The sequence below is a fragment of the Lysinibacillus sp. G01H genome, assembly GCF_028872195.1.
Taxonomy (GTDB): domain Bacteria; phylum Bacillota; class Bacilli; order Bacillales_A; family Planococcaceae; genus Lysinibacillus; species Lysinibacillus capsici.
In genome coordinates this window covers 1,415,235-1,433,007 of record NZ_CP118397.1, presented here as the reverse complement: position 1 = coordinate 1,433,007, position 17,773 = coordinate 1,415,235, and the positions used below count along the sequence as shown (strand labels likewise).

The 17,773-nt window shown below is 37.9% G+C and carries 19 protein-coding genes; 11 read left to right on the top strand and 8 right to left on the bottom strand.

All coding sequences use genetic code 11. The features are described 5' to 3' along the window. Positions 1 to 6 precede the first annotated feature (6 nt). The 4 genes from PSR12_RS06930 to PSR12_RS06915 all read left to right on the top strand — a co-directional run bounded on the left by PSR12_RS06930 (position 7) and on the right by PSR12_RS06915 (position 3,053). On the top strand, positions 7 to 927 hold the full coding sequence (locus tag PSR12_RS06930; protein ID WP_274772240.1) for an ABC transporter ATP-binding protein: 921 nt from the start codon (positions 7 to 9) through the stop codon (positions 925 to 927). Next, positions 927 to 1,802 carry an ABC transporter permease gene (locus tag PSR12_RS06925; RefSeq protein WP_274772237.1) on the top strand — a complete coding sequence of 292 codons (876 nt, stop codon included), beginning with the start codon at positions 927 to 929 and terminating at the stop codon, positions 1,800 to 1,802. Before PSR12_RS06930 ends, PSR12_RS06925 begins: the two co-directional genes overlap by 1 nt. A 135-nt stretch (positions 1,803 to 1,937) precedes the next feature. Further along, positions 1,938 to 2,693: a DUF2087 domain-containing protein gene (locus PSR12_RS06920; RefSeq protein ID WP_221680576.1), complete on the top strand. Its 756-nt coding sequence runs from the start codon at positions 1,938 to 1,940 to the stop codon at positions 2,691 to 2,693. A gap of 18 nt (positions 2,694 to 2,711) precedes the next feature. Beyond that, entirely contained in the window at positions 2,712 to 3,053 is a 342-nt protein-coding gene (locus tag PSR12_RS06915) for a GIY-YIG nuclease family protein (protein WP_221680575.1), read from the top strand. A gap of 39 nt (positions 3,054 to 3,092) precedes the next feature. Here the strand turns inward: PSR12_RS06915 and PSR12_RS06910 are convergent, their stop codons facing one another. The 8 genes from PSR12_RS06910 to PSR12_RS06875 form a co-directional block, all read right to left on the bottom strand. Then, entirely contained in the window at positions 3,093 to 3,473 is a 381-nt protein-coding gene (locus PSR12_RS06910; RefSeq protein ID WP_221680574.1) for an MmcQ/YjbR family DNA-binding protein, read from the bottom strand. Between the two features lie 79 nt (positions 3,474 to 3,552). Then, complete coding sequence (locus tag PSR12_RS06905) at positions 3,553 to 4,371, bottom strand: YitT family protein (protein ID WP_257521437.1); 819 nt, start codon at positions 4,369 to 4,371, stop codon at positions 3,553 to 3,555. Positions 4,372 to 4,458: 87 nt separating this feature from the next. Then, complete coding sequence (locus PSR12_RS06900) at positions 4,459 to 5,757, bottom strand: M48 family metallopeptidase (protein WP_306832325.1); 1,299 nt, start codon at positions 5,755 to 5,757, stop codon at positions 4,459 to 4,461. A gap of 157 nt (positions 5,758 to 5,914) precedes the next feature. Next, positions 5,915 to 6,721: a hypothetical protein gene (locus tag PSR12_RS06895; RefSeq protein WP_257521435.1), complete on the bottom strand. Its 807-nt coding sequence runs from the start codon at positions 6,719 to 6,721 to the stop codon at positions 5,915 to 5,917. Next, complete coding sequence (locus tag PSR12_RS06890) at positions 6,714 to 7,784, bottom strand: MBL fold metallo-hydrolase (RefSeq protein ID WP_257521434.1); 1,071 nt, start codon at positions 7,782 to 7,784, stop codon at positions 6,714 to 6,716. The genes PSR12_RS06895 and PSR12_RS06890 overlap by 8 nt, the downstream gene beginning before the upstream one ends. Beyond that, complete coding sequence (locus PSR12_RS06885) at positions 7,777 to 9,438, bottom strand: ABC transporter permease (protein WP_221680569.1); 1,662 nt, start codon at positions 9,436 to 9,438, stop codon at positions 7,777 to 7,779. The genes PSR12_RS06890 and PSR12_RS06885 overlap by 8 nt, the downstream gene beginning before the upstream one ends. 57 nt (positions 9,439 to 9,495) lie before the next feature. Beyond that, entirely contained in the window at positions 9,496 to 10,524 is a 1,029-nt protein-coding gene (locus PSR12_RS06880; protein ID WP_221680568.1) for an ABC transporter substrate-binding protein, read from the bottom strand. Continuing rightward, positions 10,521 to 11,486, bottom strand: coding sequence for an ABC transporter ATP-binding protein (locus PSR12_RS06875; protein ID WP_274772231.1), 966 nt, complete (start codon positions 11,484 to 11,486; stop codon positions 10,521 to 10,523). The genes PSR12_RS06880 and PSR12_RS06875 overlap by 4 nt, the downstream gene beginning before the upstream one ends. A 138-nt stretch (positions 11,487 to 11,624) precedes the next feature. Here PSR12_RS06875 and PSR12_RS06870 point away from each other — a divergent pair, with 138 nt between their 5' ends. The 7 genes from PSR12_RS06870 to PSR12_RS06840 all read left to right on the top strand — a co-directional run bounded on the left by PSR12_RS06870 (position 11,625) and on the right by PSR12_RS06840 (position 17,503). Further along, positions 11,625 to 12,536, top strand: coding sequence for a LysR family transcriptional regulator (locus PSR12_RS06870; protein ID WP_221680566.1), 912 nt, complete (start codon positions 11,625 to 11,627; stop codon positions 12,534 to 12,536). A 61-nt stretch (positions 12,537 to 12,597) separates the two neighbouring features. After that, positions 12,598 to 13,056: a PTS sugar transporter subunit IIA gene (locus tag PSR12_RS06865; protein ID WP_274772229.1), complete on the top strand. Its 459-nt coding sequence runs from the start codon at positions 12,598 to 12,600 to the stop codon at positions 13,054 to 13,056. Then, complete coding sequence (locus tag PSR12_RS06860; protein ID WP_257521431.1) at positions 13,053 to 13,316, top strand: PTS sugar transporter subunit IIB; 264 nt, start codon at positions 13,053 to 13,055, stop codon at positions 13,314 to 13,316. Before PSR12_RS06865 ends, PSR12_RS06860 begins: the two co-directional genes overlap by 4 nt. 32 nt (positions 13,317 to 13,348) lie before the next feature. Further along, positions 13,349 to 14,617, top strand: coding sequence for a PTS ascorbate transporter subunit IIC (locus tag PSR12_RS06855; RefSeq protein WP_263082363.1), 1,269 nt, complete (start codon positions 13,349 to 13,351; stop codon positions 14,615 to 14,617). A gap of 242 nt (positions 14,618 to 14,859) precedes the next feature. Next, positions 14,860 to 15,846 (top strand): BMP family lipoprotein, encoded by a 987-nt coding sequence (locus PSR12_RS06850; protein WP_257521430.1) that lies wholly within the window; start codon positions 14,860 to 14,862, stop codon positions 15,844 to 15,846. Then, on the top strand, positions 15,843 to 16,157 hold the full coding sequence (locus PSR12_RS06845; RefSeq protein ID WP_274772225.1) for a hypothetical protein: 315 nt from the start codon (positions 15,843 to 15,845) through the stop codon (positions 16,155 to 16,157). Before PSR12_RS06850 ends, PSR12_RS06845 begins: the two co-directional genes overlap by 4 nt. 107 nt (positions 16,158 to 16,264) lie before the next feature. Continuing rightward, entirely contained in the window at positions 16,265 to 17,503 is a 1,239-nt protein-coding gene (locus tag PSR12_RS06840; RefSeq protein ID WP_274772223.1) for a methyl-accepting chemotaxis protein, read from the top strand. Positions 17,504 to 17,773: the final 270 nt, after the last annotated feature.

Sequence of the window (17,773 nt, the reverse complement as noted above, 5' to 3'; positions counted from 1 at the left end):
ACACTTATGACGTTTGCGATAAAAGTTGAAAATTTATGTAAACAATATGGAAAACAGCAAGCTGTCAAAGGCATTTCTTTTACAGTCGAACAAGGCACCTTATTCGCTTTTTTAGGTGAAAACGGTGCAGGTAAATCTACAACGATTGAAATACTTTGTACTTTACTAAAAAAATCGAGTGGTCAAGTAACTATTAATGGTTTCACACTCGACGCAAGCAATGATAACGCGGATATCCGTAAATCTATTGGTGTCGTTTTCCAGCAAAGTCTATTAGATGAGCGCTTAACTGTACGTGAAAATATCCTCCATCGAGGGAAAACATATGGTTTATCGAAAACACAGCTTACCGATAACTATCAATTTGTTTCCACCTATTTGCATTTAGAGGATATTGAAAAGAAAAAATATGGAACATTATCAGGTGGACAAAAAAGGCGAGCAGATATTGCTCGGGCACTGATTCATCGTCCAAGTATTTTATTTCTGGATGAACCTACAACGGGTTTAGATCCACAAACACGTCAATTTGTTTGGCAGGCAATTAAGCAGCTTCAACTGGAAACCAATATGACTGTTTTTTTAACGACCCATTATATGGAGGAAGCGGCAGTCGCTCACCAAGTCACTGTCATAAAGAAAGGAAAAATTGTCGCACAGGGAACGCCCGATGCACTAAAAACAAAATATGCCTATGATTCAATGGCTCTCGTTTTTCAAAATGCACAGGAGGGTGTAAAGTTTCTTGAGGAAAATGCAATCTCCTACACAGAGAATCAAGGGATATACACCATCCGTTTATCTTCTACCTTACAAGCACTTCCCCTTTTAAAAAAAGCTGAGCCACTTATCGCCTCCTTTGAAGTCATTAAAGGATCAATGGACGATGTCTTTCTTCATATTATGGCAGAGGAGGAGGTTGCATAGTGGAAGCATTATTTAGTTTAGTTCTGCGTAATAACAAAATTTTTAGACGGGATAAAACACAGGTGTTCTTCTCCCTACTGTCAGTCATTATTGTCATTGTGCTGTACGCTGTTTTTCTCCAAAAAATGCAGGTAGATGCCATTGAACAACTAACAGAAGCTACACCTGGATTGATCACCATGGTCAATGAATGGCTAGTAGCAGGCTTACTCTCCATGATTGCTGTTTCGACTACTCTTGGTGCCTATGGTATCGCTGTTAAAGACCAAGAATCCAAGGTACAAGCCGACTTTTTAACAGCTCCCCTTTCTCGTGCAACCATTCAGTTGAGCTATGTGTTCAATGCATTTATTATCGGCTGTATTTTTTCCTTTATCGCGCTCATCGGCTGTGAAATCTTTATTGTCACAACGGGAGGTAAGCTACTAAGTTTCGGAGATTTTGTTCAGGTAATGAGCATATTGTTTTTATCTGTCTTGCTTGCGAGTGTTTTTAATTTATTTCTTTCGTTATTTGTGTCGACCCAAAATGCTTTCTCAACACTCGGCACAATTGTTGGTACATTACTTGGATTTTTATGTGGTGTTTATGTACCTCTTGGAGCTCTACCAAGCTTTGCACAACATGTAATCATGTACTTCCCAATTAGCCATACAACACTATTATTACGCAATGCATTTATGGAGAGCTCTATTGCAAATGTTTTTGATGGTGTGCCCGTTTCTTATGTGGAGGATTATAAAATGAATTATGGCATTGTTTATGAACTAAATGGACATATACTTAGCTCCACAACAAGTCTAATTGTGATTGCCTGCACAATTGTAGTTCTTTCTCTAGCATCTATGATCTTATTTAAGAGAAAATATAACTAAATATGAGCCAACAATTTTACACATCGTTTAGTATACGATGTGTTTTTTATTGCATTATAACAAACAATTTGTTATTTTAAATATTAAATAACAAACAAATTTAAAATTCGTTTGTTTTACCAAGGAGGGGTTGCAATGGATGTAAATGAATTATTTTGGCAAGCTCCTATCGATGATCTTAAAAAGGGATATATCGATCAAGCGACACACTTCACCTGCCTACTATGCGGTGAAAAAGTAGAAAAAGGCATTATTTATCCTCAAGAGGGCTTATTATATGAAGCAGAGAAAATGATGCAACACCATATTACATTGGCTCACCATTCTGTTTTTCATTATTTAAACGGTCTCAATAAAAAAATGACAGGCTTAACAGAACATCAAAGTCATATTTTACGCTTATTTTATGAGGGAAAATCAGATCAAGAGATAAAAGAAGAATTAGAGATTGGCAGCGCCACAACGATTCGCCATCACCGTTTTGCTTTAAAGGAAAAGGAACGCCAAGCTAAAACATTGATGGTGATGATGGAGTTACTAAAAGAACAAGATCAGAAGGAGGAACCATTTGTGCCTATTCATAAAACAGCTACTATGGTTGACGATCGCTATAACGTAACCCTCACGGAAGAACAGCAATTATTAGAGAAGCTATTTCCAAACGGTGTTGGCAAGGAACTGGTACGCTTTCCAAAGCGCGAAAAACAGAAAATTGTAGTACTGCGTGCAATTGCAAATCTTTTTGACGAGGAAAAGCATTATACTGAAAAAGAATTAAATGAAGTGATTAAACCGATGTATGAAGACTATGTTCATATACGTCGTTACTTAATTGAATACGGTTTTCTTGACCGGAAAGCAGATGGCAGTGCCTATTGGGTAAAAAAATAAGAAAGTAGGTTAATAATAATGGATCATAAAAAAGAGTTAAAAGAAATGTATAAAGAGATGAAAATTGAAGCTGGCGTCTTTACAATGACCAATACACAAACAGGCAAAGTTTTTGTGGGGAGCTTTAATAATTTAAAGCGTTTAAATGGCTTTCAATTTATGCTAAAAACCAATACACATACGAACAAGGAGCTTCAGGCAGATTACAATTTATATGGTCAAGAAGCTTTTGAGGTGGAAATCGTTGAATATTTAAAGAAAAAAGAAGAAGGCTATTTCGATGAAAAAAAAGAACTCGAAAAGCTGGAGCAAAAATGGCTTGAGACACTAAAGCCTTATGGTGAGCGTGGTTATAATTAGTCATTAGCGCATTTGCCAAAAAGGTAAATGCGCTATTCATTACTTGTTTGATGCATTGCCAATCAATTGAATTTCCTGCTGTGCTTTCTTCGTTAGTTTATTGAAAACAAGCTCATAGGAATGTTGGATAAGATTCTCTACCAAATCCATCGGGACATCCTCAGCATCCATATAAATGGAATTCCAATGGGTTTTATTCATATAGTAACCAGGTATAATGCTTGCATAGGCTTCTCGTAATTCCTCCGCTCGAGAAGGCTCACATTTCAATGTAAGAACAGGTTTACCTGTTCTATTTCCTCCAAGCATGGCATACATTTTTCCACCGATATGATAGCGATCTGCTTGCCACTCCTCTTGGTAGTCATACGTTGTTCCATGAAGCTGTATACAGTAAGCATGAATTATTTCTTTTTCCATCTTTACGTTCCCCTTCCCCAAATAAAAACACACGTTCGATTATGGTAAGTATAACCTAAAACGTGTGTAGAGAATAGCATTATTTAGTTGTACCACGATCAAACATCCCGATTACTTCCGTCGTCTGTAAAATATTCACAAACGACTTTGGATCAGTTTCCTTAATCGTGCTTTTCACATCAGCTAGTTGGTAACGCGTAATAACAGTAATTAATACTTTCCTACCCTCGCCTGAATACGCTCCCTTTGCATCGATAATCGTTACCCCTCGATGTAGCTTTTCTAATAGCTGCTGTTTGACCTCGTCTCCTTTACTCGTAATAATCATCAGGGTTAATTTAATATGGCTCGTATGAATTGTATCCACTACTTTTCCAGTTGCATAAATGGACACAAGGGTTAACAACGCCGCATCCCAGCTAAAGACAAAGCCAGAAGCAGCCACTACGATTCCATTCATAGCGGCAATTAACGTACCGAGCGGAAAATCACGTTTCCGGCTAAGTAGCATAGCAATAATATCAAAGCCCCCTGAGGAGCCAGCTGCTCGGAAAATCATGCCCATTGCAAACCCTACAATAACACCGCCAAATAAGGACGCTAGGATCGGCTCTTGTGTCGTTTTGTGTATTGGAATAATATATAAACTCACTGACAACACAGCCACAGAAAGAATGGTGTAGCTAATAAATCGCTTGCCGAGCTTCATCACACCTAAAATCAGTAAAGGCAGGTTAAGCAGTAAATTTAACACGCCTGTATTCAAAGGGGTAATAATCCCAAGCATGATGGCAATACCACTCAACCCACCACTCAAAATTTCATGGGGAATCAATAAATAATTATAGGCAAAGGCCACTAAAATGGAAGAAAGTGTAATTATAATCACATTTCGCATATTGCTATCCCCTATCAATCAACGACCAAATTTTGATACATCTTTGTCATAGACTACCCAATTTACTCTCCTGAAAAACCTATCCTCTTACTTTTTCTTCTGTTCTTCCTTTAAAGGCATATTTTGTTTAAGTTCCCCGGTATCCGCAACTTTATAGATTCGCTCAAGCATCGGTGGATGTGTATAACGGAACCACTTCACTAAAAGTGGTGGGTTCACTTCACTTAAGCCTGAAATCGTTAGCTTTTGAAATGCTGTTACAGCCGCTTCTCGATCATTCATAAGGTTAATCGCATATTGATCGGCTCTCGTTTCCTGATATCTCGATATAAAATTGGATACTGGATTGGAAGCAAATAGTAAAATAGAAGTAATGAGTAAAAATAATGGATAGGAACGAATGCTACTGATTTTATTAATTTTTAAAACCTGTCCATATCGTGAAATCAAGCGACGCATAATTTTCGCTGTTAGCCATAGCCCTATTAACATTAAGAATAAATAGCCTGCAATGCCAAAATAAATATGCTTCTCTACATAATGTCCCATTTCATGTGCCATGATAAATAAAATTTCATTGTCCGTTAGTCTATTTAATGTAGTATCCCATAGCACAATTCTCGAATTGCTCCCAATTCCTGTCACATAAGCATTTAAGGCATTGGTCTTTTCTGCCATGTTGACCTCATAAACATGCTCTGCCGGAATATTGGCCTGTGTAGCAAGTGTAAGTATCTTTGTTTCCAGCTCTTTATTTTTTAGTGGATAAAAATCATTGTACAAAGGATCAATGACAACAGGCTGAATGAACATCACAAAGATTGTAAAAGGGATAGTTAAAAGCCAAGCATAGAGCCACCATCTTTTTTCGCTCTTTTTAATGAGCCAATAAATCACTGTAACAATAATCAAGCTAGTGCCAAAATTCACCCAAAAATCAATGACACCATCTTTCATCCAAGATGCAAATGCTTGTGTACTAATGCCATAGCTTTTGCTAAGATGATAGCGATAATAATCAAGCGGGAATAGCACAATATAGAGCAATAAAGATAATAAGAATAAGTAACCTGCATTTTGCAACAGCTTCCACTTCGTTTGGGAGGTCGTCACTTTTTCAAAATAACGAGATACGCCCAATAGTAAAATCAAGAAGTAGATAAGCCATTCTAAAGGTGTGGCTACAAAGAATACAAAGTTCCGTATTTTTGAATATTCACCACTTAAAAAAAGCTCCTTGCCAGACATAAACATCACGGGATCTGCCGCCGTTCCTTGTAAGGCACTTGGTATTTTACCACCACCGCTGTGGAATATATACCAGTACATACAAAGCACGTAAACACCGAAAAGTAGTAGTGTAACAATGCCCATTTTTTTCGCTATGTTATTTCCCCCTCATATCACCCAAAGTTCGTCCTATAGTAAGTGTAAGCGAAATTATCAAAGTTAGAACAAACATGGACCTACTTTTTTAATCTCTCTGTTGCCAAAGAAAAATTTCGCCTCATTTCTATATGAGGCGAAATCATTATTGTCCTATTCATTTATCCATAACAAATGCCGTTTTACCTCGTTGATCCGCGCTTAAATAGCCAGTGGATAATAGTTGCTCATACCATTGCTTTTCTATAGTAGCTGCTTGAGCCACATCATCTACCTTCGTAGAAAGTTCAACCATAATGTCTCCTTTGTACTGCCACATCTCTATATCCGCTTCATGTCCTAAAAAGCTTCCTTTATAGGTCATAGCATTAGCAGGCCCATATACGACAACTTGAGACAACGTATTTTTATACCATGCTTCAGAATTCCAATTTACAATTTTCTTTGGCGCATTTTCAAGAATGAGTTTTTTCGCAACATTTGTAGGAACTGAATCATAAGAGACCTCAGCTGATGTCTTCAAGGATTCCTTCCGGCTAATCGTAAATGTACGATGGTCTCCCTTAATATCTAGCTCAAACTTATAATTTGATTCAGAACCAGTAAAACCATGATTCATTGTTTCTGCTATTGCTTCACTTAAGGGTGTGTTTAAAAAACGCTTTTTGTAGGTTATATCCATTTTATTACTGCCCTTATAGACACGTAAGCGATGTATATAATCATTAAGAAGAAACGATTGGTCAAGCGTATCATAAAAATAAACTTTTACATCATCCTTTTTAGTTGCTTGAAAAACCTGGACAATAGTTGATTCCTTAAAAATCTCAGGTTTAATATTGAATTTAATTTCATGGCCTGGCACAATGGCTGCTTGCGCTTGTGTTGTATTCACACTCATCATACTAATCAACATCAAGCCCAAGACACACAGATAAAATGCCCATTTTTTTAGTTTAGTCACGCTTTAATTCCTCCTTCGGAAATGTGGTTGTTAAATTTGTATGTGTACTGTGAAAATAGATCGTTTGTCGTGCACGAAGTCTCTGCGACAGTGCCACTATATCCCAATAGTCTGGATGTGTTTTATAAAAGAACTCCTCAGAGAAATGCTTTAAACTAGCTGAATTGTATGCATGACGAGAATAGCCTGTATGAACAAAAATTGCTGTAGGATACTCCTTTGCAAGCGCCTCCACTTGAGCCTCATCCTGCTCTGAGACAAAATACAGTACATGATCACTGTCCTGTTTTTGCTTGAGTCGTTCTAAAAGCATCACTTTATTCGGCCAAATATTTTCATGTTCTTCATCATAATACGCCAATAAAGGTTGTAGCTTGGCATCTACCCTAATTGCTCGAGTTGTATGTTCGGAAAGATACGTCATAATATCGACTGTTTTGCCCGAAAAAGAGGAGGGGAATATAAATGAATGATTGGGATGAGCCTTTACATACATAGCCATTTGCTGTAACACCTCAAGATTTCGAATGCATTTTTCCGCATGTCCACTATCAATAAGCGCTACATCATAAACCGTTCCATCCCCCTCTGGCAAGGTCGCCTTTAATAAATACGAATCGACTACATAATCACCAGAGAAAAAAATCATTTCCTCAAAGAAACGAATTTTGTACCACACGCTTCCAATTAAATGCCCACTATATCCCCATTGAAAGGCAAGATATTCATTGACCTCTATCCATTTTCCAATCGTATCTGGATAGAAAGTTCGGATTTGTGGAATAGGCAGTGGAAGCTGCTGAGCAGTTGTATGACTCATTAGTATCGGTCCGGTATAGCCCATGTTCTTTAGTAATGGCAATGCCCCCACATGATCAATATGTGAATGAGAAATAAAGACAGCAGCTAGCTTTTCAATATGATTAGATGTAATATTTGGTGGCGTTTTTTGTGTATTTTTCATAATGCCACAATCCAATAAAATGGCCTGTCTCTGATTTTCAATATAAAAACAATTGCGCCCATATTCGCCTACACCACCTAAAATTTCAACACTAAGCATTTGCCTGCCCTCCTCGTTTTTGCAGCCAACCCAATAGCAACATAAAAATGACAGTCATAAGGACGGTTATAACAGCTACTGCCATTCCAACTCCTACATTACCTTGCTCAAATTGGCTATAGATAAAGGTTGCCCCAGTCTCTACGGATGGTGGCAAAATTAAAAGGCCAGCTACAAGCTCTCGCATTGATATAATAAAAGTCATCATCATTCCTGTTAAAATACCCTGCATCAAAAGTGGTAGGATGATACGACGGTAAACCGCAATGTTACTACGCCCAAAAATAGCAGCTGATTGAAAAATAGAGGCATCTAATTGTGAAAAAGAAGATTTTATATACTGCACCGAATAAGGTAAAAACAGTACACAGTATGTGACTACTACCATTGCCTTTGTGTTATAAATTGTTGCGGGAAGCCAAGGAGCATTCCAAAACATAATTAAACCTACAACAAAGACAATCCCCGGAATAATATTAGGCATTAAACTAAAGAAGTCTAATATTTGCTGCTTTCTAGTTTCTCCTTTTTTAATATAAAGAGCGATGAATAAACCTATTATGGCGGTTATCAAGGCTGTCATGATAGAAAAAACGATGCTATTTAAAAATGCTGTCAATCCTGCACTTCCACTGGTGAAAACCTCTTGATAAGAAGCCAAACTGAAATTCCCTGCCTGTAAACCATCTCCCCGAACCTTTTGCAAAGAGGTCACGATAATAGAGAAATAAGGAATGCCGATCGATAATAATAGGACAAGCCCTACAAAAGTCCACGAAGCTGTTTTTATATACCATTTATCTTTGATCTCACGTCTAGCAGGCGTTTTTCCTGATAGCACACCATATGTATACTTGCGTCCAATGAGATTCTGGAAATACCAAATGACTAAGCAAACAGACAATAAGAATAAGGATAGCGAGGTTGCCATGCGAATATCGACTGGCCATCTTGATAAATAGGAATGAATTTCGGTTGTAAACACTTGAAACCCAATCCGACTGCCGAATGTAGCTGGCGTTCCAAATTCAGCAAGCGTCTTAATAAAAATAAGCAGACTTCCCAAAACATAGCTTGAAAGTAAAAGGGGTAACACAACCTTTAGCCAATTTTGCCAAGAGCTTCGCCCAAAAATCAGCGTTGCATCTAGAAATGAACCATTTATGCGAAGCAATGTATTTTTCAGCATTAAATACAAAAACGGAAACAGGTGTAGACTCATGATCACTACCATGCCAAATAAGGAAAAGAAGGAATCTGTCATCCAAGCAGCACTTGGAATAAGCTGCTGTAAAAAACCATTGTGCTGCATAAACAAAATCCAGCCCATTGAACCAATATAGGGAGGTGTCATAAATGGAATCGTTAACACAATATCAAGCCATTCATATTGATATAAACTTGTTTTCGTGCGAATGAAAGCCATAGGTAATGCGATAATTGTTGTCCCAATTATCACGAAAACCCCTAAAACCATCGAATTTCCAAGCGTTTTCCATAGTCTATCATGTGCAAACAATCGACTAAACTGTGATATATCAACATGTCCCTCTTTTATAAAGGTATAAAATAAAATGGCCATCAACGGAGCGATAGCAAATATGATGACAATTGTCAGTAAAAATCCAAAAGCTCGTCTTCCTTCCATTATCATGACGATTTCAACCCTTCTCTCTGAAAACTAGAAGGAGGTATATCAACCTCCCTTTATTTAACGAAATAAATCCGTAAACTTTGTTAGTACTTCCAGCTGTTTCGCTTCCGCACCCATCCAATCAACTGTTAACTGTGGAATCTCATCTAATGCTGCACGATTTTTCACAGCAATATCTTTATTCCCTGGTAATAAGTAAGCATCTGCTACTAGCTTTTGCCCTTCATCTGACAATAAAAAATCAACATAGGCTTGCGCAGATTCTACATGTTGCGCATCCTTTAAAATACCTACTGCTCTTGGACTAACCACTGTCCCACTCGTCGGATAGATAATTTCCACTGGCTCACCGTCTGCTTTTGCTTTATAAGCCATATAATCTACACCTGCAATCGTGGCATTTTTCTCGCCTGTAATAACCGCATCCAAGGCTTCTTTATTCGCACCATTGACTTGTAAGCCATTTTTCTTCCAACTATCAATCGTGCTCCAAGCTGTTTTTTCTGCTGCTGTGTAACCAAATAAGAAATCAACAGCAGAGCCTGACAGACTTGGATCGGGAATATTAATTTTATTATGCCAATCAGCTTTTGCTAAATCAGACCAATCCGTAGGCGCCTGTGTCGTATTTTTCGTATTATAGGCAATCCCTAAAGCAGAGGCACTGTAGCCATAAAAATATCCATCTTGATCCGACCAATCACTGTTGATTTTGTCCTTGTTTTTAGCCTCTTCGTAGCTTTGCAATTGATCTGTTGCTTTTAACCCATCCATTGAGGCAACAGAGGCAAGTACAACAATGTCAGCTACAGGATTATTTTTTTCCGCTTCTAAACGAGAGAGAATTTTACCCGTAGTTCCTTGAAACATTTCCACTTTAATCCCTGTTTTTTCTTCAAATGCTTGCTGAATATTTGCAGCTAAACCATCTGGCCCAGCAGAATACACTGTCAGTACTTTCTCCTCCTCCTGTGTCTTTGCACTTGCTTCATTCGTCTCTTTTGCCTCTTTATTACCACAGCCAGCTAATGCTAAGGTCAATAAAATGCCAGCAGTTGCCCATAATTTAAAATGTCGTTTCTTCAATGTAAACCCTCCAATTGATAGATTTGTTTTTCATCAATAAAAACTTGCAATCTTTTTCCATGCTCTAATGGCTGCTTCTCATAAAAGCTCCAAGACTGTCCTTCTACCTGTGCTTGTACTAAATAACGATCGCCAACAAATGTACTTTTCACAATCTGCGCTTGTTTGGCAATCGTCCCAGGACGCGATACTCTCGAAACACCTTCAGGTCGCACAATTGATTGTCGATTGTGAAGCCAATTCACTTTGCCAATAAAATCTGCCACATAGGGCGTTGCCGGAGCACGATAAATTTCCTCAGGCGAGCCAATTTGAGCAATTCTTCCTGCCTCCATAACGATAATTTGATCAGACATTGTCATAGCCTCTGTTTGATCATGTGTTACGAAAATGGCTTGGCAATTAAGCTCATGAATGAGGTGCATAATTTCATCTTGCATTTGCTCTCTTAGAACAGCATCAAGAGCAGATAAAGGCTCATCAAATAAAATCAATTGCGGTTTGGTTGCTAAAGCTCTTGCTAATGCCACTCGTTGCTGTTGTCCACCCGATAATTCACCTGGCTTTCGTTGCTCATAGCCTTGCATTTTTACCAATCGCATCACATGCTCGACTCGTTCAGGAATAGCTGATTTTGGAATAATGCCCTTTAAGCCAAAGGAAATATTTTGGAAGATGGTCATATGTGGCCATAGAGCAAAATCTTGAAAAACCATGGCAATATTACGCTTATTTGGTTTGACATTTTTACGAGACGCCGAAGAATAAATGACGGTGTCATCAAATCGAATTTCTCCTTTTGTTGGTTGTTCAAGACCAGCCATCAACTTTAATAAGGTTGTTTTTCCACAGCCTGATTGTCCAAGGATCGTAATAAATTGCTGATCTAACTCCACATCAATCGGCCATAATGCTTGAAACTGCCCATATTTTTTCTCGATATTTTTTAATGAGATTTTCATAAGTATCCTCCTCGTTACTTACAACTATAAATTCCAGATATTTAGAAAATATTAATCTACTATTAATAACACGTTAAAAAAAATCTAATAAACTAAAGCAAATACAAGATTTTTTCTAATTTCCTTTAGGAGGATAAAATGAACAATAGTAAATTACAGGCATTTTGCTTACTTGTAGAATTAAAAAAATTAGCCCCTGTCGCCAAAGCACTTGGCATTACAGCCCCCACCGTATCCTTTCATATTCGCTCTATAGAGGAGGAATACGGTATTCGTTTATTTCGAACAAATGCAGGAGGATATCGTTTAACAGAAGCGGGCGAAGGTGTGTATCATTACGCTCGTCAAATGGTTCAACTTCAAAAGGATATGGATCGTTTTATTGAAAATCTTTTAGCAGGCCATATCGGTTCATTACGACTTGGGGCGAGTGGCTTACCTGCCCATATTTTTATGCCAGATTTAATTCATCAAGTTTCAACGACCTATCCTGAGATTCGCATTTCACTAGAAGTAAAAACAGCACCCGAAATTGAAAGAAAGGTAGCACTACAAGAATTAGATTTCGGGCTCATCATGGAGACTAAGCAGGAAAATCCTTTACTTCAGTACGAAACTATCGGTGAAGATGCACTTGTATTGGCATTTAGCCCATCTCACGAGCTAGCAGCACAAAACGACATCACCAAAGAAGATATTCTTAAGTACAAGCTATTGTTGCATACATCCTCTAGCTCCACGAATCACTTCATTGAAAAGTGGATGGACCCATTTCAGCCTTCTATTTACACAATTGAGCTAGATTCTGTGAGCACGATTAAAAAGATGCTGACCTTTGGCAAAAACTTGGCGTTTCTATCTGTTTCCTTAATAGAAGAAGAATTAAAATCAGGTGTACTGATGAAGAAAGATCTACATGATGTAACACTGAATAGAAAAATTCAATTGATTTATCCGAAAACGCGCTTAGACCATAAAATGGATGAATTTGTCAAAGTGTCGGTTTATGAAATAGCAAAGCAATTAAAAATGTCTTCTACGATGACATAATTCCACATACAGTCGTAATAACATGGAATGGGAAGATATTTTTATGAAAGGAGGGTTGTCCTTGCTAACCAAGCTGTTGACAAAAGATTGTATACAGCTTGCAAACTTTGTCCGATCATGGCAAGAAGCAATTCATTTAGCGGCTAGCCCATTAGTACAACAACACAAAATTGAACAGCGCTATGTCGAAGCCATGATTCGATCTATTGAACATTATGGTCCTTACGTTGTCATCACACCCAAAGTAGCCATTCCTCATGCACGGCCATCTGATGGGGTTCTTGAACTAGCCATAAGCTTGCTACGATTACAAAAGCCTGTTTTTTTTAGCCCTAATCAGCCTGTCTACCTACTGATTGTGCTAGCTGCCATTGACAATGCTTCACATCTACAGGTGTTGGCTGATTTGGCATTAGTCTTACAAGAACCCGATCAGATTAATGACCTAATCGCCTGTCAACATGCGGACATGATATGGGAGAAAATCAAACAATATACGACGAAGGAGTCAACAGAATGAAAATTTTAGTCGTGTGTGGAAGCGGTTTAGGAAGTAGCTTTATTTTAGAATTGAATGTTAAAAAAGCATTAGAAGTATTGGGGAAAGATGCAGAGGTAACGCATACAGATTTAGCGTCTGCCAAGGCGGAGAAAGCAGATATTTATTTAGGGGCAGCAGATATCGTGAATGAATTAGCGAAAGACAAAGGAATCATTGTGAGCATCATTAATATGATGAGTATTTCAGAAATAAAAGAAAAGCTTGAACCGTTGCTTTAAGCATAAAAATTTGGATAGGATGAGGTGTTGGTATGTTAGATGTTATCATGCATGACATTTTAGGAACACCAGCTATATTAGTCGGCCTATTCGCTTTTATTGGTTTACTCATTCAAAAAAAATCAAGTTCCACTGTTCTGTCAGGTACATTAAAAACGATAATGGGCTTTGTCATCCTCGGAGCTGGTGCCACTGTCTTAATTGGCTCTTTAGATCATTTTAGTAAAATGTTCGATCATGCCTTTCAAGTACAGGGAGTCATTCCCAACAATGAAGCCATCGTGGCAGCTGCTCAGACTAATTTTGGTACAGCTACTGCATTAATCATGGTATTTGGTATGATTATGAATCTACTATTTGCGCGATTTACGCCATTAAAATATATCTTTTTAACTGGACATCATACATTATTTATGGCTTGTTTAATCGCTGCTTCATTGTCAGTTGGAGGGATGAGTGGTACACCTCTTATTCTTGTCGGGTCTATTATTCTTGGGCTTTGTATGGTCGTGTTCCCTGCCATTTTACAGCCGACAGTTCGGCAAATAACAGGTAGTGACGACTTTGCTGTTGGTCACTTTGGCAGTGTTGGCTATTATGTTTCAGCAAAGATTGGTAAGCTCTTTGGTAATAAAATGAAATCCACAGAGGATATACAGGTTCCGAAATCATTAGGCTTTTTACGAGATACCTCCGTTGCTATTTCTTTAACAATGAGTGTGTTCTTTGTGATTGTTGCCCTTTTCGCTGGCCCTTCCTATATTGAGACTCAATTATCTGCAGGCTCTAATTTTATTATTTTCGCTATTATGCAAGCGATTACATTTGCAGCAGGTGTTTATATTATTTTAGCAGGTGTACGGATGTTAATTGCTGAAATTATTCCAGCCTTCAAAGGCATTGCAGATAAACTTGTACCAAACACAAAACCAGCACTTGATTGTCCAACCATCTTCCCTTTTGCACCAAATGCCGTTATTATTGGTTTCATTTTTAGTTTTATAGCAGGACTGGTTTCCATGTTTATTCTCCCCTTCATCGGACTAAAAGTCATCGTGCCAGGTCTTGTTCCACATTTCTTCACAGGTGCTGCGGCGGGTGTCTTTGGAAATGCTACTGGTGGTAGAATTGGTGCGATGTCCGGAGCCTTTGCCAATGGTTTATTAATTAGCTTTATTCCAGCCATACTCCTTATCTTTATGGGAGACATTGGTTATGAGGGCACAACCTTCGGCGATTCAGACTTTGGGGTAATTGGCATTATTATTATAAATTTATTAAAATTATTCGGCGCTGTTTAGAACATGTAGTAAAGCCTAACGCTATTTTCGTTAGGCTTTTATAGTACTGTACATAGAAGAAGTGCTACGGAAACCTTTTATTAGTAATCTTGCTTTATATTATTAACTTATTATGTATATAGAAATGAATCATTATTCTTAGACATGCTAAAAAATTTATTTTTACGGATGTCTGACATCAGACTAAAAATATTAAGTTTTTGCCGATATATATTTTATACACAACAGGAGGTACACATAATTTGAAGAAATTAATCACTAGCTTTCTTTTGATCACACTGTTGATAGCAGGCTGTTCCTCAGCACCGACAGAAACATCAACGAAAGGATATAAGATAGGGATTTTACTATCAGATGCAGGACTAGGAGATGAATCATTTAATGATTCTGCTTTTAAAGGCTTAGAAAAGGCGCGCGATGAGCTAGGTATTTTGTTTGATTACAAAGAGGCTCCTGATGGTAAATACGAGGAAAAGCTGAATGAGCTTGTAGCAGAAAAATATGATATCATCATTGGTCTCGGGTTCTCTGTGCAAGAAGCACTAGAAAAGACAGCGAAACAAAATCCCTCTCAGCAATTTATACTGATTGACGGACAATCTGAAATTGACAACATCATATCAATTACTTTTAAAGAACAAGAAGGTAGTTTTTTAGTTGGGATGATTGCCGCTATGACAAGCAAAACAGGAAAAGTTGGCTTCATTGGTGGAGCAGATGCTCCTGTTATCCACCATTTTGAAAATGGTTTTATCGAAGGAGCTCGTTATGTAGAGCCATCGATTGAAATTATGAGTGATTATGCTGGTACCTTTGACGATACCCAGGCTGGTGCAGCAATAGCAGAAAGGTATATCAAAAATAACGTTGATTTTATCTACCATGCAGCAGGCTTTACTGGCTTTGGGGCGATAAAAAAGGCCGAGGAAATGGGGATCTATGCAGCGGGTGTTGATATCGATCAGTTTTTTGTTGCAGAAAAAACAGTTGTCACATCCATGCTTAAAAATGTTGACCTTGCCGTCTATCAACTTGCAAAGACATTAGTCGAAAATGGAAAAATTACGGAAAAGTCCTTTGCATTAGGTTTAGCGGATCAAGGTGTGGGACTAGCAGATATTCGTGTAATTCAACTGACAGCTGAGCAACAGACAGCCATCGAAAAAGCCAAAGAAGCCATTATTTCAGGTACGATAAAAGTTACTGCGGAAAAGGGGAATGACCAGTGACACTACGTAAGAAATTATTTATGAACACATTGATTCCAATCGTACTGGCTATGGCTATGATTGGCTTTATTATCCTACAAACATTTACGATCCAAACAACAGCACAGGATGATACGAAACTTTTACTTGCAGTAAAAGAACTAGAGCAAAGCTTAGTTGTTGCCAGTCAATCTTTAAATAATTTTACCTACTTAGATAGTGAGGCCAATAAAAATGAAGCGCTCGCTATTTTACAAGAAACAAAAAGTAATTTAGAGGCATTAGCCTCTCTAACGAATTACCTGAACATCAGAAAATCGTCGAAAAAATAGCTAGTAAATTTGAAAATCTAGAAAAGGCGACTGAAAGCGGGTTTCAAGAAAACAATCGCTCTGAAATTAAAAAGCAGTCCATCCGAATTAAAGGAATTTTAAACGATATGCATTTGCTCAAAAAAGAAACAAACGAATGGTATCAAGAAATGATCCAAGTAACGAAGCAAAAAATAGGTTTCATTACAACCACTACCATCATAGGTAGTGTGCTATTAATTATTGCTACGATACTTTATTCCTATGTGGCTGCGAAAAGAATTACCAAACCCATTAATCAGATTGTAGATTGCGCACAGGCCGCAGCAACAGGAAACTTAACTATTGATACCTCCACCCTTTCCTATCAAGCTAACAGTCGATATGAGATTGATCAATTAACAAAAAGCTTTGCAGACATGATGAATAATTTAAAAAGTACCGTACAATCCATCGATTATATTGGAAAGGATGTTAATTTGTTTACACAAGAAGTAACGAGCCATATGAACAATATTCATGAAAGTAGTAATCAAGTCGCTACCTCAACCGACGAATTAGCAAAAGGCAGCTATACGATGTCAGAAGACATTCAATCAGTGGCACTCCAAATGAATACTATGGCAGATCAATTTAAGGATGTAATGCGTACAAGTGAGCAATCGGCTGACACTGGCAAACAAGCTCTGGAGGCTGTTCAAAATGGTCAATATTCATTAGAAAAACAATCTTCCATTGCAAAGGATATTTCAACGACATCACTTGATATTAAGGAAGCTGTAACTCAATTCTCTCAATTTACTTCGGAAATTGAAGGCGCAGCCAATGCTGTCCATACGATTGCCAGCCAAACAAATTTATTAGCCCTAAATGCTGCCATCGAGGCTGCACGAGCTGGAGAAGCAGGCAAAGGGTTTGCCATTGTTGCCGAGGAGGTTAAAAAGCTCTCTACTGAAACGGAGAATGCTACGAATTTAATCACCTCAATGGTCTCGCATATTCAAGATGGCATTACGCACATCCTTACTACGGTTGAACGAGGTTATCTGCTATCAAATGAGCAATCTCAATCCATGGTAGAAACAGAACAATCATTCTCAGTTATTACCATGCACATAACAAATATCTATCGCGATTTACAAAATCTCACAAAAGAAATGGCACAAACGAATGAAATGAGCCAACAAGTAAATAGTACTATTGAAAATATTTCTGCTATTACAGAAGAAACGGCTGCTGGCACAGAAGAAATATCGGCATCAACGCAAGAGCAGCTACTATCCTTACAAAAAATTAGTACTAAAATAGACGAGCTTCAAGCTATGACGGATACATTGATGAATGAGCTCAAAAAGTTCACCCTATAGCATATTAATTCATTACCTAAAGAAATCCAGTGAAAATGTTTCACTGGACTTCTTCATGTTGTTAAAAAAGCTCATGTCTCTAACAGAAAAAACCTTTTAGCAAGGTGAGGGGTTGATTTCCGTTCCGCCAGCGTCCTTTCCAGGGGGCGTCCGTTGAGCCGCTTTACTCCAATCAACATTTCTGCAAAAGTATCTTTTCTTATCTTTCGCACTAGCTGTAGAAAACAAAATAGCCATGATTTGTATAATCAGAGTAAGAATAGGCTCTTA

Coding starts and splice junctions, on each gene's coding strand:
- PSR12_RS06840 (WP_274772223.1), top strand. CDS start 16,265: ATGCATTTGCTCAAAAAAGAAACAAACGAATGGTATCAAGAAATGATC.
- PSR12_RS06920 (WP_221680576.1), top strand. CDS start 1,938: ATGGATGTAAATGAATTATTTTGGCAAGCTCCTATCGATGATCTTAAA.
- PSR12_RS06870 (WP_221680566.1), top strand. CDS start 11,625: ATGAACAATAGTAAATTACAGGCATTTTGCTTACTTGTAGAATTAAAA.
- PSR12_RS06855 (WP_263082363.1), top strand. CDS start 13,349: ATGTTAGATGTTATCATGCATGACATTTTAGGAACACCAGCTATATTA.
- PSR12_RS06860 (WP_257521431.1), top strand. CDS start 13,053: ATGAAAATTTTAGTCGTGTGTGGAAGCGGTTTAGGAAGTAGCTTTATT.
- PSR12_RS06885 (WP_221680569.1), bottom strand. CDS start 9,438: ATGATAATGGAAGGAAGACGAGCTTTTGGATTTTTACTGACAATTGTC.
- PSR12_RS06875 (WP_274772231.1), bottom strand. CDS start 11,486: ATGAAAATCTCATTAAAAAATATCGAGAAAAAATATGGGCAGTTTCAA.
- PSR12_RS06915 (WP_221680575.1), top strand. CDS start 2,712: ATGGATCATAAAAAAGAGTTAAAAGAAATGTATAAAGAGATGAAAATT.
- PSR12_RS06890 (WP_257521434.1), bottom strand. CDS start 7,784: ATGCTTAGTGTTGAAATTTTAGGTGGTGTAGGCGAATATGGGCGCAAT.
- PSR12_RS06910 (WP_221680574.1), bottom strand. CDS start 3,473: ATGGAAAAAGAAATAATTCATGCTTACTGTATACAGCTTCATGGAACA.
- PSR12_RS06930 (WP_274772240.1), top strand. CDS start 7: ATGACGTTTGCGATAAAAGTTGAAAATTTATGTAAACAATATGGAAAA.
- PSR12_RS06905 (WP_257521437.1), bottom strand. CDS start 4,371: ATGCGAAATGTGATTATAATTACACTTTCTTCCATTTTAGTGGCCTTT.